Annotated in this window: 15 protein-coding genes and 4 pseudogenes; 2 read left to right on the plus strand and 17 right to left on the minus strand. The window is 57.3% G+C overall.

Annotated features, from left to right (window positions below):
- Positions 1 to 255: 255 nt before the first annotated feature.
- From MUBE_RS05935 to MUBE_RS05990, 12 genes are all read right to left on the minus strand, one after another.
- Positions 256 to 738, minus strand: coding sequence for a mammalian cell entry protein (locus tag MUBE_RS05935; RefSeq protein WP_116539837.1), 483 nt, complete (start codon positions 736 to 738; stop codon positions 256 to 258).
- A complete protein-coding gene (locus MUBE_RS05940; RefSeq protein ID WP_243632883.1) occupies positions 738 to 1475 on the minus strand; it encodes a mammalian cell entry protein in 738 nt (245 codons plus the stop codon). Before MUBE_RS05940 ends, MUBE_RS05935 begins: the two co-directional genes overlap by 1 nt.
- On the minus strand, positions 1475 to 3154 hold the full coding sequence (locus MUBE_RS05945; RefSeq protein WP_116539838.1) for an MCE family protein: 1680 nt from the start codon (positions 3152 to 3154) through the stop codon (positions 1475 to 1477). The genes MUBE_RS05940 and MUBE_RS05945 overlap by 1 nt, the downstream gene beginning before the upstream one ends.
- 12 nt (positions 3155 to 3166) lie before the next feature.
- Positions 3167 to 4321 carry an MCE family protein gene (locus MUBE_RS05950; protein ID WP_116539839.1) on the minus strand — a complete coding sequence of 385 codons (1155 nt, stop codon included), beginning with the start codon at positions 4319 to 4321 and terminating at the stop codon, positions 3167 to 3169.
- Positions 4318 to 5688, minus strand: coding sequence for a virulence factor Mce family protein (locus MUBE_RS05955; protein ID WP_116539840.1), 1371 nt, complete (start codon positions 5686 to 5688; stop codon positions 4318 to 4320). Before MUBE_RS05955 ends, MUBE_RS05950 begins: the two co-directional genes overlap by 4 nt.
- Positions 5689 to 5701: 13 nt before the next feature.
- On the minus strand, positions 5702 to 6751 hold the full coding sequence (locus tag MUBE_RS05960) for a virulence factor Mce family protein (RefSeq protein WP_116539921.1): 1050 nt from the start codon (positions 6749 to 6751) through the stop codon (positions 5702 to 5704).
- Between the two features lie 58 nt (positions 6752 to 6809).
- Complete coding sequence (locus tag MUBE_RS05965; RefSeq protein ID WP_116539841.1) at positions 6810 to 7868, minus strand: MCE family protein; 1059 nt, start codon at positions 7866 to 7868, stop codon at positions 6810 to 6812.
- Complete coding sequence (locus MUBE_RS05970; protein WP_116539842.1) at positions 7868 to 9070, minus strand: MCE family protein; 1203 nt, start codon at positions 9068 to 9070, stop codon at positions 7868 to 7870. The genes MUBE_RS05965 and MUBE_RS05970 overlap by 1 nt, the downstream gene beginning before the upstream one ends.
- Positions 9071 to 9088: 18 nt before the next feature.
- Positions 9089 to 9931, minus strand: coding sequence for an MlaE family ABC transporter permease (locus MUBE_RS05975; RefSeq protein WP_116539843.1), 843 nt, complete (start codon positions 9929 to 9931; stop codon positions 9089 to 9091).
- A gap of 7 nt (positions 9932 to 9938) precedes the next feature.
- Positions 9939 to 10703 carry an MlaE family ABC transporter permease gene (locus MUBE_RS05980; protein WP_116539922.1) on the minus strand — a complete coding sequence of 255 codons (765 nt, stop codon included), beginning with the start codon at positions 10701 to 10703 and terminating at the stop codon, positions 9939 to 9941.
- Between the two features lie 255 nt (positions 10704 to 10958).
- Positions 10959 to 11879 (minus strand): 3-oxoacyl-ACP reductase, encoded by a 921-nt coding sequence (locus MUBE_RS05985; protein ID WP_116539844.1) that lies wholly within the window; start codon positions 11877 to 11879, stop codon positions 10959 to 10961.
- A 75-nt stretch (positions 11880 to 11954) separates the two neighbouring features.
- Complete coding sequence (locus tag MUBE_RS05990) at positions 11955 to 12146, minus strand: ferredoxin (RefSeq protein WP_116539923.1); 192 nt, start codon at positions 12144 to 12146, stop codon at positions 11955 to 11957.
- Between the two features lie 225 nt (positions 12147 to 12371).
- Here MUBE_RS05990 and MUBE_RS05995 point away from each other — a divergent pair.
- Together MUBE_RS05995 and MUBE_RS17480 are read left to right on the plus strand one after the other, a co-directional pair.
- Positions 12372 to 13567: pseudogene (locus MUBE_RS05995) on the plus strand (acyl-CoA dehydrogenase family protein); the annotation flags it as partial.
- A gap of 26 nt (positions 13568 to 13593) precedes the next feature.
- Positions 13594 to 13722 (plus strand): annotated as a pseudogene (locus MUBE_RS17480) (acyl-CoA dehydrogenase family protein); the annotation flags it as partial.
- 74 nt (positions 13723 to 13796) lie between these two features.
- On the opposite strand, the gene MUBE_RS15630 reads toward MUBE_RS17480, so the two are convergent.
- From MUBE_RS15630 to MUBE_RS20040, 5 genes and pseudogenes are all read right to left on the minus strand, one after another.
- Positions 13797 to 13937 (minus strand): hypothetical protein, encoded by a 141-nt coding sequence (locus MUBE_RS15630; RefSeq protein ID WP_165849731.1) that lies wholly within the window; start codon positions 13935 to 13937, stop codon positions 13797 to 13799.
- Positions 13934 to 14095, minus strand: a complete 162-nt coding sequence (locus tag MUBE_RS15635; RefSeq protein ID WP_165849732.1) for a hypothetical protein — start codon at positions 14093 to 14095, stop codon at positions 13934 to 13936. Before MUBE_RS15635 ends, MUBE_RS15630 begins: the two co-directional genes overlap by 4 nt.
- 207 nt (positions 14096 to 14302) lie before the next feature.
- Positions 14303 to 14431, minus strand: coding sequence for a hypothetical protein (locus tag MUBE_RS18900; RefSeq protein ID WP_279386677.1), 129 nt, complete (start codon positions 14429 to 14431; stop codon positions 14303 to 14305).
- A gap of 601 nt (positions 14432 to 15032) precedes the next feature.
- A pseudogene (locus MUBE_RS06015) lies at positions 15033 to 15846 on the minus strand (amidohydrolase family protein).
- 14 nt (positions 15847 to 15860) lie between these two features.
- Positions 15861 to 16621, minus strand: a pseudogene (locus MUBE_RS20040) (fructosamine kinase family protein).
- Positions 16622 to 16625 lie beyond the last annotated feature (4 nt).

Genomic DNA, 16625 nt, shown 5'->3' on the forward strand with positions numbered 1-16625 from the left:
CGTATTCGTTTGATGACGCAACACTCACCGGTACATATACCATTTTGCACAGCGCCACCTGCGTTCTGCAGCCAGAGATGAGCAAATAACCGCTCTCACTACAGCTAGTCGAATCGCCACCCAGCCTGGCCCAATGTTATCCATTGTATCGCAACAAAGTTGCCATGCGTTATTGAGCGGCTTCGACACAGTCAAACGGTAGGTTGTCGACACTAAAACGACATAGCACACGCAGTGCAGGCGGTGGAGGTACATCTAGATCGGCGTGATATAGGCAATCAGCCATTTGTCGCCAATCTTCTTGAAGTCGACCCGCAACCGGCTCCCATCGTAGAGCGGCTGGCGTGACTTGTCCGTCACGGTGCGGTTCATATAAACCATCACCGACGCCGAATCGCGTTTAGCGGACATAACTCCCACGCCCACGACATTGGCCTGAACAACCACCTCACGTTTCTTCGCCTCCGGGATGATCTTCGAATCGACGCTCTTCTGGAACTCGTGGCGATAATCAGGAGTCAACAGCGGATAGGCGGCCGTGAGGCTGCGTTCAACGGTCTGGTAATCGTAAGCGAAAACCTCCGGTATCTCTTTGGCCGCCAGTTTGAGCAAGACCGCCCGCGCTGACTCCTCGCCACCGGTTTGCACCCGCTCCCAATAAAACCAGCCACCCGCAGCAGACAAACCGACAATAACAGCAATCAACACGGAGTAGGTGACAGCGTTAACCCAGCGCATCAGTTGCCGCCGTCTGGATATTTCAAATCATAACCGGTCATCCGCCCATCGTCATCCTCGTGCACGATGACCCGCAAACGATAAGGCATTGACGGCTTGTTGACGCCGTCAATGTCGGCGACCGTCACCCGGACTGACACCAGCACCGACGCATTGCCGGTTACTGGGTCGACACCTTCCAGAGCAGCACCGTTGACAACGGCTTCGGATGCCGCGTTAGTGGAGCGAAACAGACTTTTAAGGTTGTCGACATTGTTGTTGGAGCTAAGCATGCCATGCAGCGGGCCGCTGGTGCCGTTCACAAAACGGTTGACACTCTCGTCGATATTCTCCGGCCGGTAGCTGAACATGTTGACCACTGTCTGCGTCGCGGTGTCGACAAAGCGATGGTGGCGCGCTTGTTCGACCTCAGCATGCTGGTGCTGGACGACCAGGGCGGTTAGGCAGCCGGCCAGCGCGGCAATCGCTAACAACGCGCCGGTCAGGGCGATCCACCCGACCCGTACACGGTGAGCGGGCCGGCGCGGCGACGACTTAACCCGCCCGGTCGGCACTACTGGCCGTTCCGACATGATGGTCTGGACCAGTTTTAGCCGGTCAGCCGCACCGCCGGCCTGAACCGTGGTGATGGCGCCGGGCTGACCTTTCGCGGGACCAGCTGCCCGGAATGCCCGCCGACGAACACGCGGCGTTGTTGACGGCTGCTCCGCAACACGAGAGGTCACGACATCTGCCACTAAAGCGACCTCGGATCACGCATGAGATCTACCCAATTCTCGGCGCTGGATACACCAGTGATACCAGGCGCGAAAATACCAATACTGCCCGCCGGGTCCACAAAGGCTCCAGTGTTTTGGTCGTAGGTGGTGTAGGACAGGCCGCTAGCCTGCGGCTGCGGGCCAGGTGCTGGACCGATGCCTTCTGGTGGCGGCGGCGGGGGGATCGTCGCCGGGTATGGCAACTGGGGTGGCTGCGGCGGATACCCCGGCGGCATCCACGACGTGAACGGCGACGGCCCGTTGTCGTTGGGCGGCGGCGGAACCATTGCAGGCTGATGCCGCGCCGGCCCTGGACCCGCCACCTCACCCGGCCGAGGTGGGCCGGCGATTGGCGTGCCGGGATCGGGATCAGCACTCGGAGGAATATAAGGAAATTTGTTGGGCGGCAAGATATTTCGTCCATCAGTTACTGGCGTGCCGTACGGAACCGGCGGACCGCGCCACGAGTTGGCACCCACCGGCACATAGCCTTTAGGATCACGACATAGCTGAATCGTCGGTGCACGTTTACCCGGGTACTCCTGGCATGGGTAGTTGCGCGCGCCGCGTATTGTACTGGGACCATTTTGAGCAACCTTGCAGTACATGTCTTTCGGGAGTTCCCTCAGCGTCTCGTCAGCCGGTGACCGGATCAACGGCGAAGGCAGAAAGCCGACAGCACAGGGGGGCGGGTCGTGCAGGTCAACCTTGAAGTCCAACTTGGCACCTTCGTCTTGAGGTGCTCCGCCCGCAGCCGTGATAAGCGCCGCAAACAATGCTGGAAAGAGTACCAACAGCTGCTCAATCGACTTGTGATAGATCACGCCCACCCGACCCAAGTTGGCCAAGCTGGCCGCCAATGCCGGAAAGGAGGGGCGGATACCGGAGAACGCGGTGCTAACCTCGTCGATCGTACTTGCAGCGTTAGCCAGCGTTGACCGTAACTGAGGATCGGCCTGTCGCAGCCCGGAGGTGGCTCGCGCAAGCCCATCGGCAAGTGACTTGATGTTGGCACCGGCGCGAATCTGAGCTTGCAGTAACGGGCCCACCTGATCAATCAACTGTGAGGCTTGTGGATAGTCGGCGTTGGCCTCGTCGACCAGCAACAGAGCGGATTCGAGCAACCGGGCCAGTTCGGGACCGGAGCCGTTAGCCGCAGCTAACGTCTCATGCAGCAAGTCCCGCAGCCGGGTGTCGCCGAGGCTGTTGACCAGGGCTTCGGCCTGGTGCAACAATCGGGCGACATCTTCGCTAATTCTGGTGTCGCTCCTATCAATCCGAGACCCATTGTGCAACTTGCTCGATGACGGCTTTGCAGGTGGAACCAGATCGACATACTGCTCACCGATGACCGACACACTCTTCACCGAAGCGATAACATTCGACGGGATAGTGGTGCCGCTGTTCAGCAACATTTGGGCGTCAACACCACTAGGGTTGAGCCCCACCGATTCGACTCTACCGACGGCGACACCACGGAAAGTAACGTTGGCGTTCTTGTACAGGCCGCCGCCGGCCTCGAAATCAACGGTCACATGATACGTCCCAATACCAAACGTAGCCGGCACTCGCAGATAGAAAATAACCATCAAAGTCAATGTTATGCTGGTTACCAGCGCGAAAATACCGAGCTGGATCTTGGTCAGTCTATCTATCATCTGCGCCGCCCCCTATTGTCCCGACGCCGTACCGGCCGGAATTTTGAACGGATCAGCGGCCTGACCGGACAGGTTAGCTAGCTCGCCGATCAAAAAGTCAGGCGGGTTGAGAACCTCGGCCAGATGAGTCATGTTCGGGTCAAAGTACGACGTGGTGAAAAACGTCTCACCGATCCGACGCAGGGTGAGGTCGAAAGTGGTGAACACGTTGAGATAGTCACCGCGTACGGCCTGCTTGATGCCGAAATTGGGGAACGGGAAGGTCAACAAGAGTTGCAGCGAGGTGATGAAGTCTTTTCGGTTGTCGTTGAGAGCCTTTACCACCGAGTACAAACCTTTGAGATCTTCGGCGAAGTCCACCTTGGTTTTGGCGAGTACATGCGATGTGACTATCGCTAGCCGCTCAAGCGCAGCGAACGCCTCGACGATGCGACCTCGGTTGTTGTTGAGCACGTGTATCGCTTCGGGCAATGTTTCCAACACCTGGCCCAGGTTGTCCTTGTTGCTCGCCAAAATCGCTGAAAACCGGTTTAGCCCGTCGACCGCGTCGATGATGTTATGGACCTGGCTCTTGAGTCCCGCCGTCAACTGGGCGAGCCTGGGAACTAAGTCGATGAACTGGCCCTGCCGACCCGCCACGGCCTGGTAAGTCTCATCGGTGATATCTTCTAACGCACCGACGTTGCCCTTGTTGATTACCAAACCAAGTGCGGATAGCACCTCTTCGGTGGTGGGAAGGCGGCCTGTACTAGACTCGTGAATTATAGCCCCGTTGATCAACCTACCGATCGGCGGCTGATCCCGAGGGCCAGCCAAGTCAATGTGCAGTGAGCCCAATAGCGACGTCTGAGCGATTTTCGCAGTCGCATTCACCGGCAACACTACATCCTTGTCTATGGACAATTTTACTGCAGCATAAAAACTTCCGTCGGACCGCTGCCTAGCTTCAATGCCGGAAATACTACCAACAGTGACCTCGTCGACCATGACTGGCGAGTTCTGCGGCAGCGTCGCTACGTCGGCCAGTTCGACGGTTACCGTGTATGCACCACTGCCATGACCGGCGGTGCCAGGCAATGGCAGCGAGTTTAGCCCACCAAATTGACAACCGGACATAAGCATGCTAACTCCTGCTAACACGCTGTTGCACAGCCAGATCCGATTCATCCGCCAGCGCCTTGTTCAACCGGTAGCGGCGCGGTCGGCGCTGGGCTAGGCGGAGGCGCCGAGCCTGGATCAGGGCCAACCTCCGGGACGGGCGGGACCAGCAGGCTCTGCAGGTCCGCCGGGTTCTGCGTAGTTGGCGATCGTTGAGCGGGTATCCAGGTCAGGTCGGGAACCGGTGTCTGCGCCTTGGCTTGGGTAGCTGGGGTGTCGTAGATGATCTGGCCCTTATACGCTGTGATCGTATTAAGCGGATGGAACATGATCGGTGGGTAATTCATGGTGAGCCGGCGCAGCACCGGCCCCAGTCGCTCACGACAGATCTCGGCGCGCCTGAAGTAGTCGGGTGCCGATGGCCCGGCGGCCGTGTCAAAGGAACCACCGCAAATGAACTGGACGGGATTGGCAAATTCAGGTATCGACAAAAGGCCGCTCAGCGCGCCTTGCGCGGGATCATAAATGTTGTAGAAGTTGGCGATGCCGGGGCCGGCCACATGCAGCACCTGTTCGATGTTGTCGCTCTGATCATTCAGCGTCTGGACAAAGTTATTGAGTTTGTTGATCGTTCCGATCAGCGTCGAGTTATGTTCATGCAGGAATCCTCGGACGTCCACCAGCGCCTTGTTGAGCGTGCCCAGAATGTCGTCCAGATTGCGTGAACTGTCCGCAAGCACCTGCGACACCGACGACACATTTCCGGCGAACTGCACAATCTGTTCATTATTCACCGACAATGCGTTAACCAGTACCTGCAGATTTTTGACCGTGCCGAAGATGTCGTTGCGTGAATCCCTTAGACGCCCAGCAACTTGCACAAGCTCACGCAACGCGTTATGGAACGACTCACCGTTACCATCAAGCGTATCCGCGGCCTGGTTGATCGCGGCGCCCAGTGTCCCTTGCATTTGTCCGGACGCCGGACCAAGCTGGGTGGCGAGTTGGCTCAGCGCCTCCTTCACTTCATCCCATTCCACCGGTACCGCGGTGCGGCCCAAACCAATGCTACCACCGTCGGGCAGTACCGCTCCCCCGGTGTATATTGGAGTGAGTTGGATGAACCGCGCCGACACCAGGTTTGGCGACATGATTACGGCACTGGCGTCCAGAGGCACTTTGACCTCTTTGGACACCGACATGGTGATCTTCACATCGGAAGCCCGCGGTTCGATCGCGTCGATCTCGCCTACCGGGACACCTAAGATGCGGACCTGATCGCCAGGATAGATCCCGACCGCAGACACAAAGTAGCCGACGATGGTTGCGCTGCGCCTTCCCGACGAGAGTACGTAAACACCACCCATCAGCACTACGACCAACGCAATCACGGTGCCGTAGCGCAGTCCGCGCCTGCCGGCGATCCTCTTCACCATGCCGACTTCGCCATCATGGCGACTTCGGCCTGATTATCCAGCGTTCCTGAATAAACCCGCGTAGGTAGTCGGCGAGGCTATCCGGCAACTTGCCTGGCTGATAAACAAGGTCAAACACTGTTGCGATCATCGGCGCCGGCAACACACTAAAGACGTTAACGTTGAATCCGGGACCAGATCCGACCACCTCACCTAATTCGGTCGCGTAGGTGGGCAACCGCTTAAGAGCCTCGGTTATGTAGTCACGTCGTTCGTTAAGATTGTCCAGCACCAGATTGAGCTTGTTCAGTGTGGGGCCGAACTCCTTGCGGTTGTCGGCGACGAAGCCGGAGATTTGGGCTGCGACATCACCGACCCCGGAGATCAGCTGACCCAACGCGGCACGCCGCTCGGCGAGCGCGGCGAACAACTCGTTACTATCGACGATCAACCTGTTGACCTGTTCGGCGCGCTGTGCCAACAGCGATGTAACCGACTTCGCGTGCGCCAGCAATTCTTGTAGCGCCTCATCACGGTGATTCAAGGTGCGAGACAGCGACGTCACCCCGTCTAGGGCACCGCGCAGTTCCGGGGTAGCGTCGTGCAGTGTCTCAGTGAGTACCTTCAACGCCTGTTCGAACTGCGACTTGTTCAGATTATTCGCGTTTTGGCCCAGATCTTCGAGCGCGCCGGCGAGCGTGTAGGGAGTCGTCGTACGGCTCAGCGGGATGCTGGTCGCCTTGCCGGTTCCCGCCGGGCTGACCGAGACGGAACGCTCACCTAGGATGGTGTCGGTCCGGATCGCAGCCAGCGACTGATCGCCGACAGCGACGTGGCGGTCCACGCTGAAAGTGATCTTGGCGCTGTCCCCAGCCAAACTCACGGCCTGCACCTTGCCGACCTTGAGTCCCGATACATAGACAGAGTTACCAGGCGTAATGCCACCGGCGTCGGTGAAATAGGCATGATACGTTTGCCCCTGCGGCCAGAATGGCAACCCACTGTAGTCAAACGCGATAAACACGACGCAGACCACCAGCACTAAGCCAAAAATGCCGGTGCGCAGCGGATCGTGAGGTTGCATGCGTAGCGACCCGCTGTGCACAGCTCTGCTGCGCTTGCGGTCACCACGAAGTTCGTGGCTACTTGACAAAGGCACACCTCCCCTTGCTGGGATCCGGCTGGCCACCAATCGGCAGAAGAATGTCGCTTCCGGCTGGCCCGTTGATCTTGATCGTCACCGTGCAGAAATAGATGTTGAAGAACGCTCCGTAAGCACCGAGCGCGGAGAGTCGCAGATAGTCTTCACCCAACTGCTCGACGTCGTTGTTTATCTCGGCCTTGCGATCGTCCAGTTCCGTGGCCAACGGCCTGGCATTTTCCAGAATGCCCTGCAACGGCCGGCGTGAGTTTTGTAACAATTGCGTTAGATCGGTCGTCGTCGACGCTAAAGGCAGGATAGCACCTCCAATCGTATCCCGGTTTTTGGCAAGCCCGGTGATCAATTGCTGCAACAGCTCGATACTGGCCGAAAATTGCGCGCTCTTATGGTCGACAGTCGAAAGCACCGCTTTGAGGTTGGTGATCGTATCACCGATCAACTGGTCGCGTTTGCCCAGCGCCGATGAGAACGCGCTGGTATCGGCCAGCACTCTCGACAGCGCTCCACCCTGCCCCTGCAACAATTCAATGACGGCACTGCTGATCGTGTCTACCTTATCTGCGTCCAGGCCCTTGATCACCGGCCGTAGTCCGCCCAGCAACGCGTCGAGATCCAACCCGGGCTGAGTGTGTGCCGAGTTAATCGTGCCACCCGGCGGTAACTTGTGCAACTCCCCTGGACCCGACGTGATTTCCAGGAACCGGTCGCCGACCAGATTTTCATACCGGATCACCGCGCGCGTTGACGAATACAGCGTGTAGTGCTTGTCGATTTCGAACGTCACATCGACGCTGTTGTCGCGGTTAAGCTTAACATTCTGGACCGAACCGACCGGCACTCCGACGATACGTACCTTTTGCCCAGCCTTCAATCGAGACGCGTCGGTGAAGGTGGCGTGGTAAGTATTTCGGGCACCGAACGTGAAATTACCGAAGATCACCACCAAGCCAGCGACCACCAATAACATGGCCGCTGTGAAGACTCCAACTTTTATCGCCATCGACCGGTATATTGACCGGTCCGGCGGAAAGCTCGCCATCAGAATTTGTCCCGTTCTGCGAACGCGCCGTTCCACAAAAACTGCAACGTTGAGGGCGCGTCAACCTGCAGTTCGGTGAACGGCTCGTAGGGGATATAGGCGTTGTCAGTAACCAGGAACGGCGCCCGGTAAAACGATCCCCCGGTCTGCTTGGTTGGCATGTCCGGCAACCCTCGGCAGTTCGGACCTCCGGAGGCGTTGACAATCGGCAGGCTCTCTGGATAGGTGTAGGAGGGCGAACCCAAGATAAAGCTTGACGACGTAAACAAGCCCGCTTTGCGGACACCAATCAATGGCGCGAACTCGCGGACTCCCCGGCTGATTCCTCGGAACAAACAGCCTATTTCTGGCGAATAGTCAGCACCCACCTTCAGCGGGGACCGCAGCCTGCTTACGGAGTCGATGAGATTCCGCTCCGCCGGAGCCAGTGTCTCATAGGCGTTGTTGGATAGCCCGATGGTGGCAAGTAGTGTGTCGTTCAGGTTGTCCCGCTGATCGATTACCGCCCTACTAATCGTAGGCACATTGTTGATCACGGTGTTCAGATCGGGCGCAGCATCGGCATAGATGTTGGCAACAACCGCGGCCTTACGGAAATCCTCTTGCAGTGTAGCGAGTTTCGGATTCGCCTGCTGTGCTAGCATATTGAGCCCCGATAGCAGCGCGCCCAGGTCATGGCCATGATCACGTAGACCTTCAGACAATGCGCTAAGTGTCGCGTTCAGATCGACGGGATTGATCTTGTGTAGCAGGTCGATAAGCGATTGGAACAAAGTGTTCACTTCCAGCTGCACAGCCGAAGCCCGCACATGCGCATTCGGGCGCAGCGGCCGCGCCGGAGTCGTTTCGGGCGGAACGAAATCCACCGATTTGGCACTGAAGATGGTGTTGCCCACGATATGGACCGTCGCATTGGAGGGGATAAAATCCATCTCGGCGCTGTTTATGGACAATGTTAGCTGTGCCTGGTCGTCGCGATAGCTGATATCGGTGACCTTGCCGATCTGAATGCCACGGTACTTGACTTTGGCGCCTTTCTCCATCACAAGACCGGCTCTCGGCGATGATACCGTAACGGTATCGGTCGATGTGAAAGCTGCCATGTACGAAAAGTAAGTGAGGACGACCGAGGTAATGATCAAGCTGGCAAGCAGTGCCGCTGCCAGCCGGACAGTCCTGAGTCGCGATCCGCCGTTTGCCATTGTTCTGTGGGAATCTCCTTACCCGGAGAGATTGAAGTTACCGGACGCGCCGTACACCGCCAGTGAGATGAACAGCGTAATAACAACCACCACGATCAGCGAGGTCCGCACCGCCTGGCCGACTGCAATGCCGACGCCGACCGACCCATCGCTGGCGTTGTAACCGTAATAGGTATGCACCAGCATCACCGCAATCGACATCACGATAGCCTGCAGAAACGACCACAGTAAGTCGGATGGGATAAGAAAGGTGTTGAAGTAGTGATCATATAGGCCTTTGGATTGCCCGTTGATATACACCGTGGTAAAGCGAGCCGCGAAGAACGCGGCAAGCACCGACAGTGAATACAGCGGGATAATCGCCACGAGGCCAGCAATCATCCGGGTGGACACCAGGTACGACACTGAGTGCACCGCCATACACTCTACCGCGTCGATTTCTTCAGATACCCGCATAGCGCCCAATTGTGCAGTGGCCCCAGCACCGATAGTGGCCGCCAACGCAATACCCGCAACCACCGGCGCGATAACCCGGACGTTCAGGAACGCTGACAGGAAGCCGGTCAACGCTTCGACACCAATGTTGCCCAACGACGAGTAACCTTGCACAGCGATAACGCCGCCAGACGCCAACGTCAGGAATGCCGCAACCCCAACCGTGCCGCCGATCATCACGAGCGCTCCCGCGCCCAGTGTCATCTCAGCAACGAGTCGGATCGTCTCCTTACGGTATCGGGTGAGCGCGTTTGGGATGTAGCGCACGGTTTGGCCATAGAACAAGGCCTGCTCACCAAACTCGTCCACCGGCCGCTGCAGTCTGGAAACAAAGCGGCAAAACCGGATTGTCAAGTCGTAACTCATCCGTCACTCACTTCGCTGAGAATCGGACACCGATGGCGGTTACGATGACGTTAATGACGAACAGACAAATGAATGCATAAACAACGGTTTCATTGACCGCATTACCGACACCCTTAGGCCCACCCTTGACGGTCAGGCCGCGGTAACAGCCGACCAGCCCAGCCATGACGCCGAACAGCAACGCTTTGATTTCGGCGAGAACCAACTCACGCAGTCCGGTAAGCACAGTCAACCCGTTGATGAACGCACCTGGGTTCACCCCCTGAAGGAAGACGGAGAATACGTAACCGCCAGATAAGCCGATGGCGCACACCAACCCGTTAAGCAGCAACGCGACCAACATGGACGCCAAAACCCTGGGTACGACGAGCCGTTGAATCGGGTCAATGCCCAGCACCCGCATCGCATCGATTTCCTCGCGGATGGTGCGAGCACCTAGATCAGCGCAAATCGCGGTTGCACCGGCACCGGCCACGACGAGCACGGTTACGACCGGTCCCAGCTGGGTGATGGTGCCAAATGCCGTGCCGGCACCAGACAAATCCGCCGCCCCTATCTCACGCAGCAAGATATTAAGAGTGAACGCAACCAGGACCGTGAACGGGATGGAGACCAACAGCGTCGGCACCAGTGACACGCGAGCAACCATCCAGGTTTGATCCAGAAACTCGCGGAATTGAAACGGCCGACGGAAAGTAGTACGAAACATGTCCAACGACATTTCGAAAAACCCGCCGACAGCCCGGACTGGAACCACAAGTTGCTGGATCAAACTGGGTACCCCCGTCTGCGACTCGCGTGCGAAGCTTTGCGTTACCCCTTTGCGCGGCCTTTGATGCATATGCGGCCCGATCCGAGCCGGATCCTATTAACTCAGAACAACTTCACCGTGTCAATCAACAACATTTTGTTGTTAACGTCATTAGTTAGTACAGGTCAACACCCTGGTAATACGGCCAATATGATACGTGTTCTAGGTGCTAACGGGTCTATGATCTGTGAGTAGGAAGAACTCCGGTGCTGGCCCTTACCCATCCATAAGACCGATCGCGGAGAAATTCTGCTCCGGATCGCGGCCAGTAAAATAGTCCTGCAATGTGGTACTAAGTTGGATCAGGTCCCAGGCCGCGGTGTCTGCGCTGAACTGACGTTCCACAGTGGGTGCGGAGACCAGCGTCACCTGAGGACCGTACACGATGAACACTTGCCCATTGACTTCTGCTGCCGCCGGCGACGACAAAAACTGAACCAAGGTCACCACGTGCTCGGGTGACAATGGATCGATTTGGCCTGCCGTTAAATCAGAGACATCGGGCGCCGGACCGAAGACGTCGGCCGTCATCGCGGTACGGGCTCGTGGACAGATCGCGTTGACGCGCACCCCATATCGACCCAATGCTCGTGCGGCTGACAGAGTGAACGCGATGATTCCCGCTTTCGCAGCGCCGTAGTTGGCCTGACCCACTGGACCTACCAAAGCCGCCTCCGACGAGGTGTTGATGATCCGGCCATAGATGGATCCGCCGGCACGGTTGGCTTCTTTGACCTTTGCACGCCAATAAGCCGCCGCGTTGCGGGTGAGTAGGAAATGGCCACGCAGATGCACCGCAATTACCAGATCCCATTCCTCGTCAGACATGTTGAACAGCATCCGGTCACGAGTTATGCCCGCGTTGTTCACCACGATGTCCAGTCCTCCTAGGCCATCGGCACAACTTACCAACTCGTCGGCGGTTGCACGTCGGCTAATGTCGCCAGCCACTACTACGGCCTTGTTACCTATAGCGTTGGTCTCGTCGATTACGTCGGAGGCGTCCAGCGCGGCGGCGATATCGTTGACAACGACAGTGGCACCTAACAGAGCTAAACCGATTGCCTCGGCCCGGCCCAGTCCCGCAGCCGCACCGGTTACCACCGCGACCTTTCCGGATAAATCGACCGCGTTCATAATGCTGCCCGGCGTGGCCTGAAACGAAGCCGGGTCATTAACCTTAGTCAATTTATGAATACCTCTAGTTTCGGGTCAATCTTGCCGCAGTAACGCCGCACGTGGGCACTCGGCGATCGCCTGCTCTACCTGATCTTCCTGGTCGGGTGGAACCGGAGCCGTCCTCACTACGGCATAGTCCTCGTCGTCCAAATCGAACACATCCGGCGCAAGTCGCAAGCACACCGCATTACCCTCACATCGGTCACGGTCCACGATTACTCGCACGACGTCCTCCTCAAACCTGGCCACCTGTCCCCCGTCAGGAGCTCATTTTCATTATGTAGCACCCACCATAAGGCCCCGAGAGGCCCTATGAAACGATCGCTGGATTCCAGCACTAGAAGCTGTGTTACAGCCGGGAAGACAGTATGGGTAGTCGTTAGCTGGTGTACGACGCCCAACGCTGGCTAGTGATATCGATACGATCGCATAACTCAAAGGACGGCTGGAATGCGCATCGGCTACACTCCTAAACAGGAGAAGCTGCTTCGCGAACTAAGTTTGTACTTAACCATTTTCATAACTCCGGAGCGCCGAGAAACGCTGAGTTCGATCCAGGGTGAAATGCGTACCGGGAGACCGTCGCTCAGATGAGCAAAAGTAGAAAGCTTACCCTAGAATTAGCCAAATGAGTATAGCGACCAGGACCGCTCGCCTATGGACTCGCTGATCTTCATCGACAAAGCCGGCCATCCCAGGTGCCCTGGTACCGTTCCCGATGATCAACAGCGTGGCACCGACAACCATGGCTTACGGCATTGACGAGCAGAATGAAATTCTTCCCGCCCCGTATTGCTGTCGGGAATCTGCACTTCTCGATCGGCTATTCTGAGCCCGGTGCCGACACCGATCTGGCTAACCACCGCGATTCGCGATGGCGACGACTACGTGATCAACGGCCGGAAAATGCGTACCAACTTGACCCAGTACGCTGGCTATATGTGGCTGGCAGTGCACACCAACTCGGAGTCTACGAGGGCTAAAAAGCACCACGATATCTCGGCGTTGATTGCACCGACCACCGCCGAGGCACTCTCGTGAATAGCCAGTGTACACCATGACCGGTCCGAACACCAGCATGACCGGTCCGAACACCAGCGCCACCTAATTACTCCGACTTATGGGTGCCGGTGACCGACCAGGTCGGTGAGAAGAACGACGGCTAAAAGTTGGTTACCAACCAGCTCAACCACAAACGAATCGCGCTGGTGTCACCGACGCCGATCATGATGTGCCTGCGAGAGGTTCACGAATGGGCAAAGAGCACCGAGGATATCAGCTGCGCACAGCTCATTGACTCCTAGTGAATGTAGCTCAATCTGGCTCAGGTAGCACGGCAAGATCGAAGTCCTCAAGCTGATTAACTGGAAGCTAGCCTCGTTCCAGCACGCCGTCCCGTTGCTGGCCGATGCATCGGCCAGCAAGACGTTCGAAACTGAGCTAGCCACCAAAGCTTACCGCTTGCTGATGGAAATGCTTAGGTATTGTGGCGACCTTGCGGCAAGAATCGCCAAGTGCGTTGCTATGTGGCCAGGCTGAACGGATAGACTGGGCCTGTCTGATTTTGACCTTTGGCGACAGTACCAACGAAGTCCAGTGCAACATCATTAGGGATGGCCGCACTGGGACTGCCCCGAGCCAACCGCTGGCCTTCTAACAGTCAAAGACATTCATGGCTTTCACCACAACCGAAGCAACAGCCGACCTCGGTAGCTTGGTCGACACCATCGTGGACGCGGTATGCACATCGGAGTATCAATATGAGCTAGGCGGGTTCGACCAACGGGTCGACAAGAAGCTGTGACACAAGCTCATCAACTCTGATACAGAGCTCAATCCGAGAATGTCGTAGGCAACGGCGGTCACATCGAGATCCTACCGCCCTTGGGTTCGCAATCCCTCAATCGTGTACATCCCCGACCCGTCGTATTCTAGGCACAGCACCGGACAGTCGGGAGCGATCACCACGGCCGGGATGTCACAGCCGATCGTCCCACCCGGTCCGGTCAGCGTCAACCAGTTATGGTCCGGCGCCCCAACGGTAGCCGGGCCCCAGAAGTATCTACCTCATCGACGACAATCGCCCATTCGGGCAATAGCTGGCCGATCACGTGATCCCTCGACACTGAGGTCAACGGACTTGACGACAACTGCAGGCGCGATGCAACCATCATCGGAGCAGCAGTCCCGGGTGCCACTTTGTCGGCTAACGTGGTTAACGCGTCGGCAACGCCACTATAACTCAGTGAACACGTGCACCTCGCAGTCGGTCTGTTAACAGGTCATGAGGCATGCCCGGGTAGGAAAAAGGCGCAGGTAGCTTGGCGCCATCCACAACCGGGCCACGACGGCTTCGACGCAGTAGGCAAGCCACACAACAACTAGAGACACCAGCGCCCACGCTCCAACCGGGCCGGAAATGTCTCGTAGAGCCAACGAGCCCTGGTCATCGCAGCGATCAGCGCGGCCACGGCCAGCCCCTGTCGTCCGGTGGCATCCCCACCGATCAAAGTAAATTGTCGGCTCTCCCGATTCGTAGAACCTTGCGAACCGATCCCACGTCAACACCGGACTTGGCTGGATGGTCTGACACCGATGCGGCAGGATCGGCGCCGTCTGATCAAGATACGTCCGCAGAACGTACCAGCGTCGATATCTGCAAGCTCCACCGGCTTGTAGTGATCACCTCCGCCGTGTCGAGCCCAACGTCGGAGCGGTATCCGCTGTCCGGCACAGTCTATCTTGAAACGGTGCCAGCCAGCACAGCAATGTCGGATTCTATTGGAGCAAAATATATTTGTAATATATTTATGTGTTGAGTGGGGTGGTCGCCGAAGACTACCATCATCGGCACCCAGGCGCGGCGCGCGTTGTGCAGGTTAGCCAGGCCGTTGTCTAGTACTGGGTCCAGGTACAGCAGCACCACTGCTGGCTATATGCGCGTAGCCGCCGGCCTCACTGGTGGCCATACAGTCGAAAAGGTTGGCACGCCATACATACGAACAACAGTGTCTAGTGTGGTCACGAAGTGCATCTCCGAGGTGCCGGGGTTAGCAAAGCACACGTCGATGCCGCCGTCGATCAAAATATTGATCAGCTCTTGAGCATCGCTCATCTGTTTTCCTCCACCCAGAAAACACGTTCATCGTTGCTGGGCAAGAAGTTTCGACGTTGCTCATCATTGACCCCGAGTTCATCCAAGTCCGTCAGAGTGTTCGCCTAACTAATTATAGGGTAGGTGGCGCTGAACAAAAATTTGCATCGTACGGCAAAGGTTTTCATGAATCGGACCAACATATCCAGTAGTCGTTTGATCTTATAGACTGAGGGGTTGATGTAGACGTTCTCGTACTTGTAACCGACAGCTACTATTTACTCAGTCCAAGGATATCTGACGCAGCTGCACACGATCACCAGCGCTGGAAAACCGAGGACTACCTTGCCGACGTAGAGAATACGGCATCCGGTCTCCGACGGTCACAGCGGTCAGGTGTGACCAACCCGGGCGCAGGCACAGAACGACACCGCGGCCCTGACGCATTCGATACAGAACTGATAGTAGTGACTATAGATCAGCGGTACGTTCCACAGCCAGGGTACCACCCGCAGTCCCACGAATCCGACATCACGGACTCGCCGTCGCAATTCGCGGACCGCCGCCATCGGACGACTCACGTTGACCGTAGCCAAGCCAACAAACCTGCTCGGGTGAAACAGGGCTCACTCTGCAATCTGCATAATTGCAGATCAGATCCTGGCCACCCAGACCGCACCACGCACTAAGCAGAACCAGGCCGACGTCAGCAACGTCCATCGAGGCGATAGTCGTCTCGATCGGGATGTCGGTGTCCGGAATTCCCCCAGTCCAACGCCACACAGAAACCAGCATGTCGCTACGTAGGAACCACGCAGTAGGATGCTGCATCTACACGTCGATCATCATAGAGCTTCGACACTAGACACAGTTAGCCAGCCAGCACGGCCAGCAGCATGTGTCTGCTGAGCGTACCTGCCGCCGAACAACACTACATACGCCAACAACAGGAAGAGCTGGTGCAGACCGATGTGGTTGCGCCAGATAGGCTTCAGCGCTCGCACCCGCTAGTAACCGGCGAGAACGACATCGTAATACAGAAAGCTAACAGCGCGAGCATCGCTAAGACGGTCTCGCGGTGACCAACGTGCGCAGCCGAGTTGACCAGCACTACCTCGTGTGAGGTCCATATCACGTTGCCGCCTCACAAGTAGCCGTGTAGCCGAACCAAAGGGCCATCGTCGCCCAAGTCGCCTGCACAGCAACATGCCAAAACTGCATCGATGATGGCGCGTAGGTAACAACATCCAGGCGCGGCGCTGCGAGCTTGGCCATCAGAACCGACCGCTCGTCGGCGTAGAAATTGTCCCACCGCGAGTGCCACTGCAACGGCATCGACAATGGTTTGTGACAACGGACCGAAAAACCCGGACCCGGTCCATCTGCCTGGTCCGGCGCCAAACACCGCAGCACCCGCATCGCGTGTGACAGCCAATCGGATACTGAACGCATATGCCCCTTCGAGGCGTGGAGTTACCGAATCAAACCGCCACAGCGTCAGACTAGCGACACCGAAAGGTACTACCTGCGCGCAGAGTGCACCGCCGGCAACACTGGAAAACTTGCGCAGCACAACTGTTTCCCAAGTGAAGAAGCCGGTGGGCACGCCA

Origin of the sequence: Mycobacterium uberis (assembly GCF_003408705.1) — a bacterium.
Classification (GTDB): Bacteria; Actinomycetota; Actinomycetes; order Mycobacteriales; family Mycobacteriaceae; genus Mycobacterium; species Mycobacterium uberis.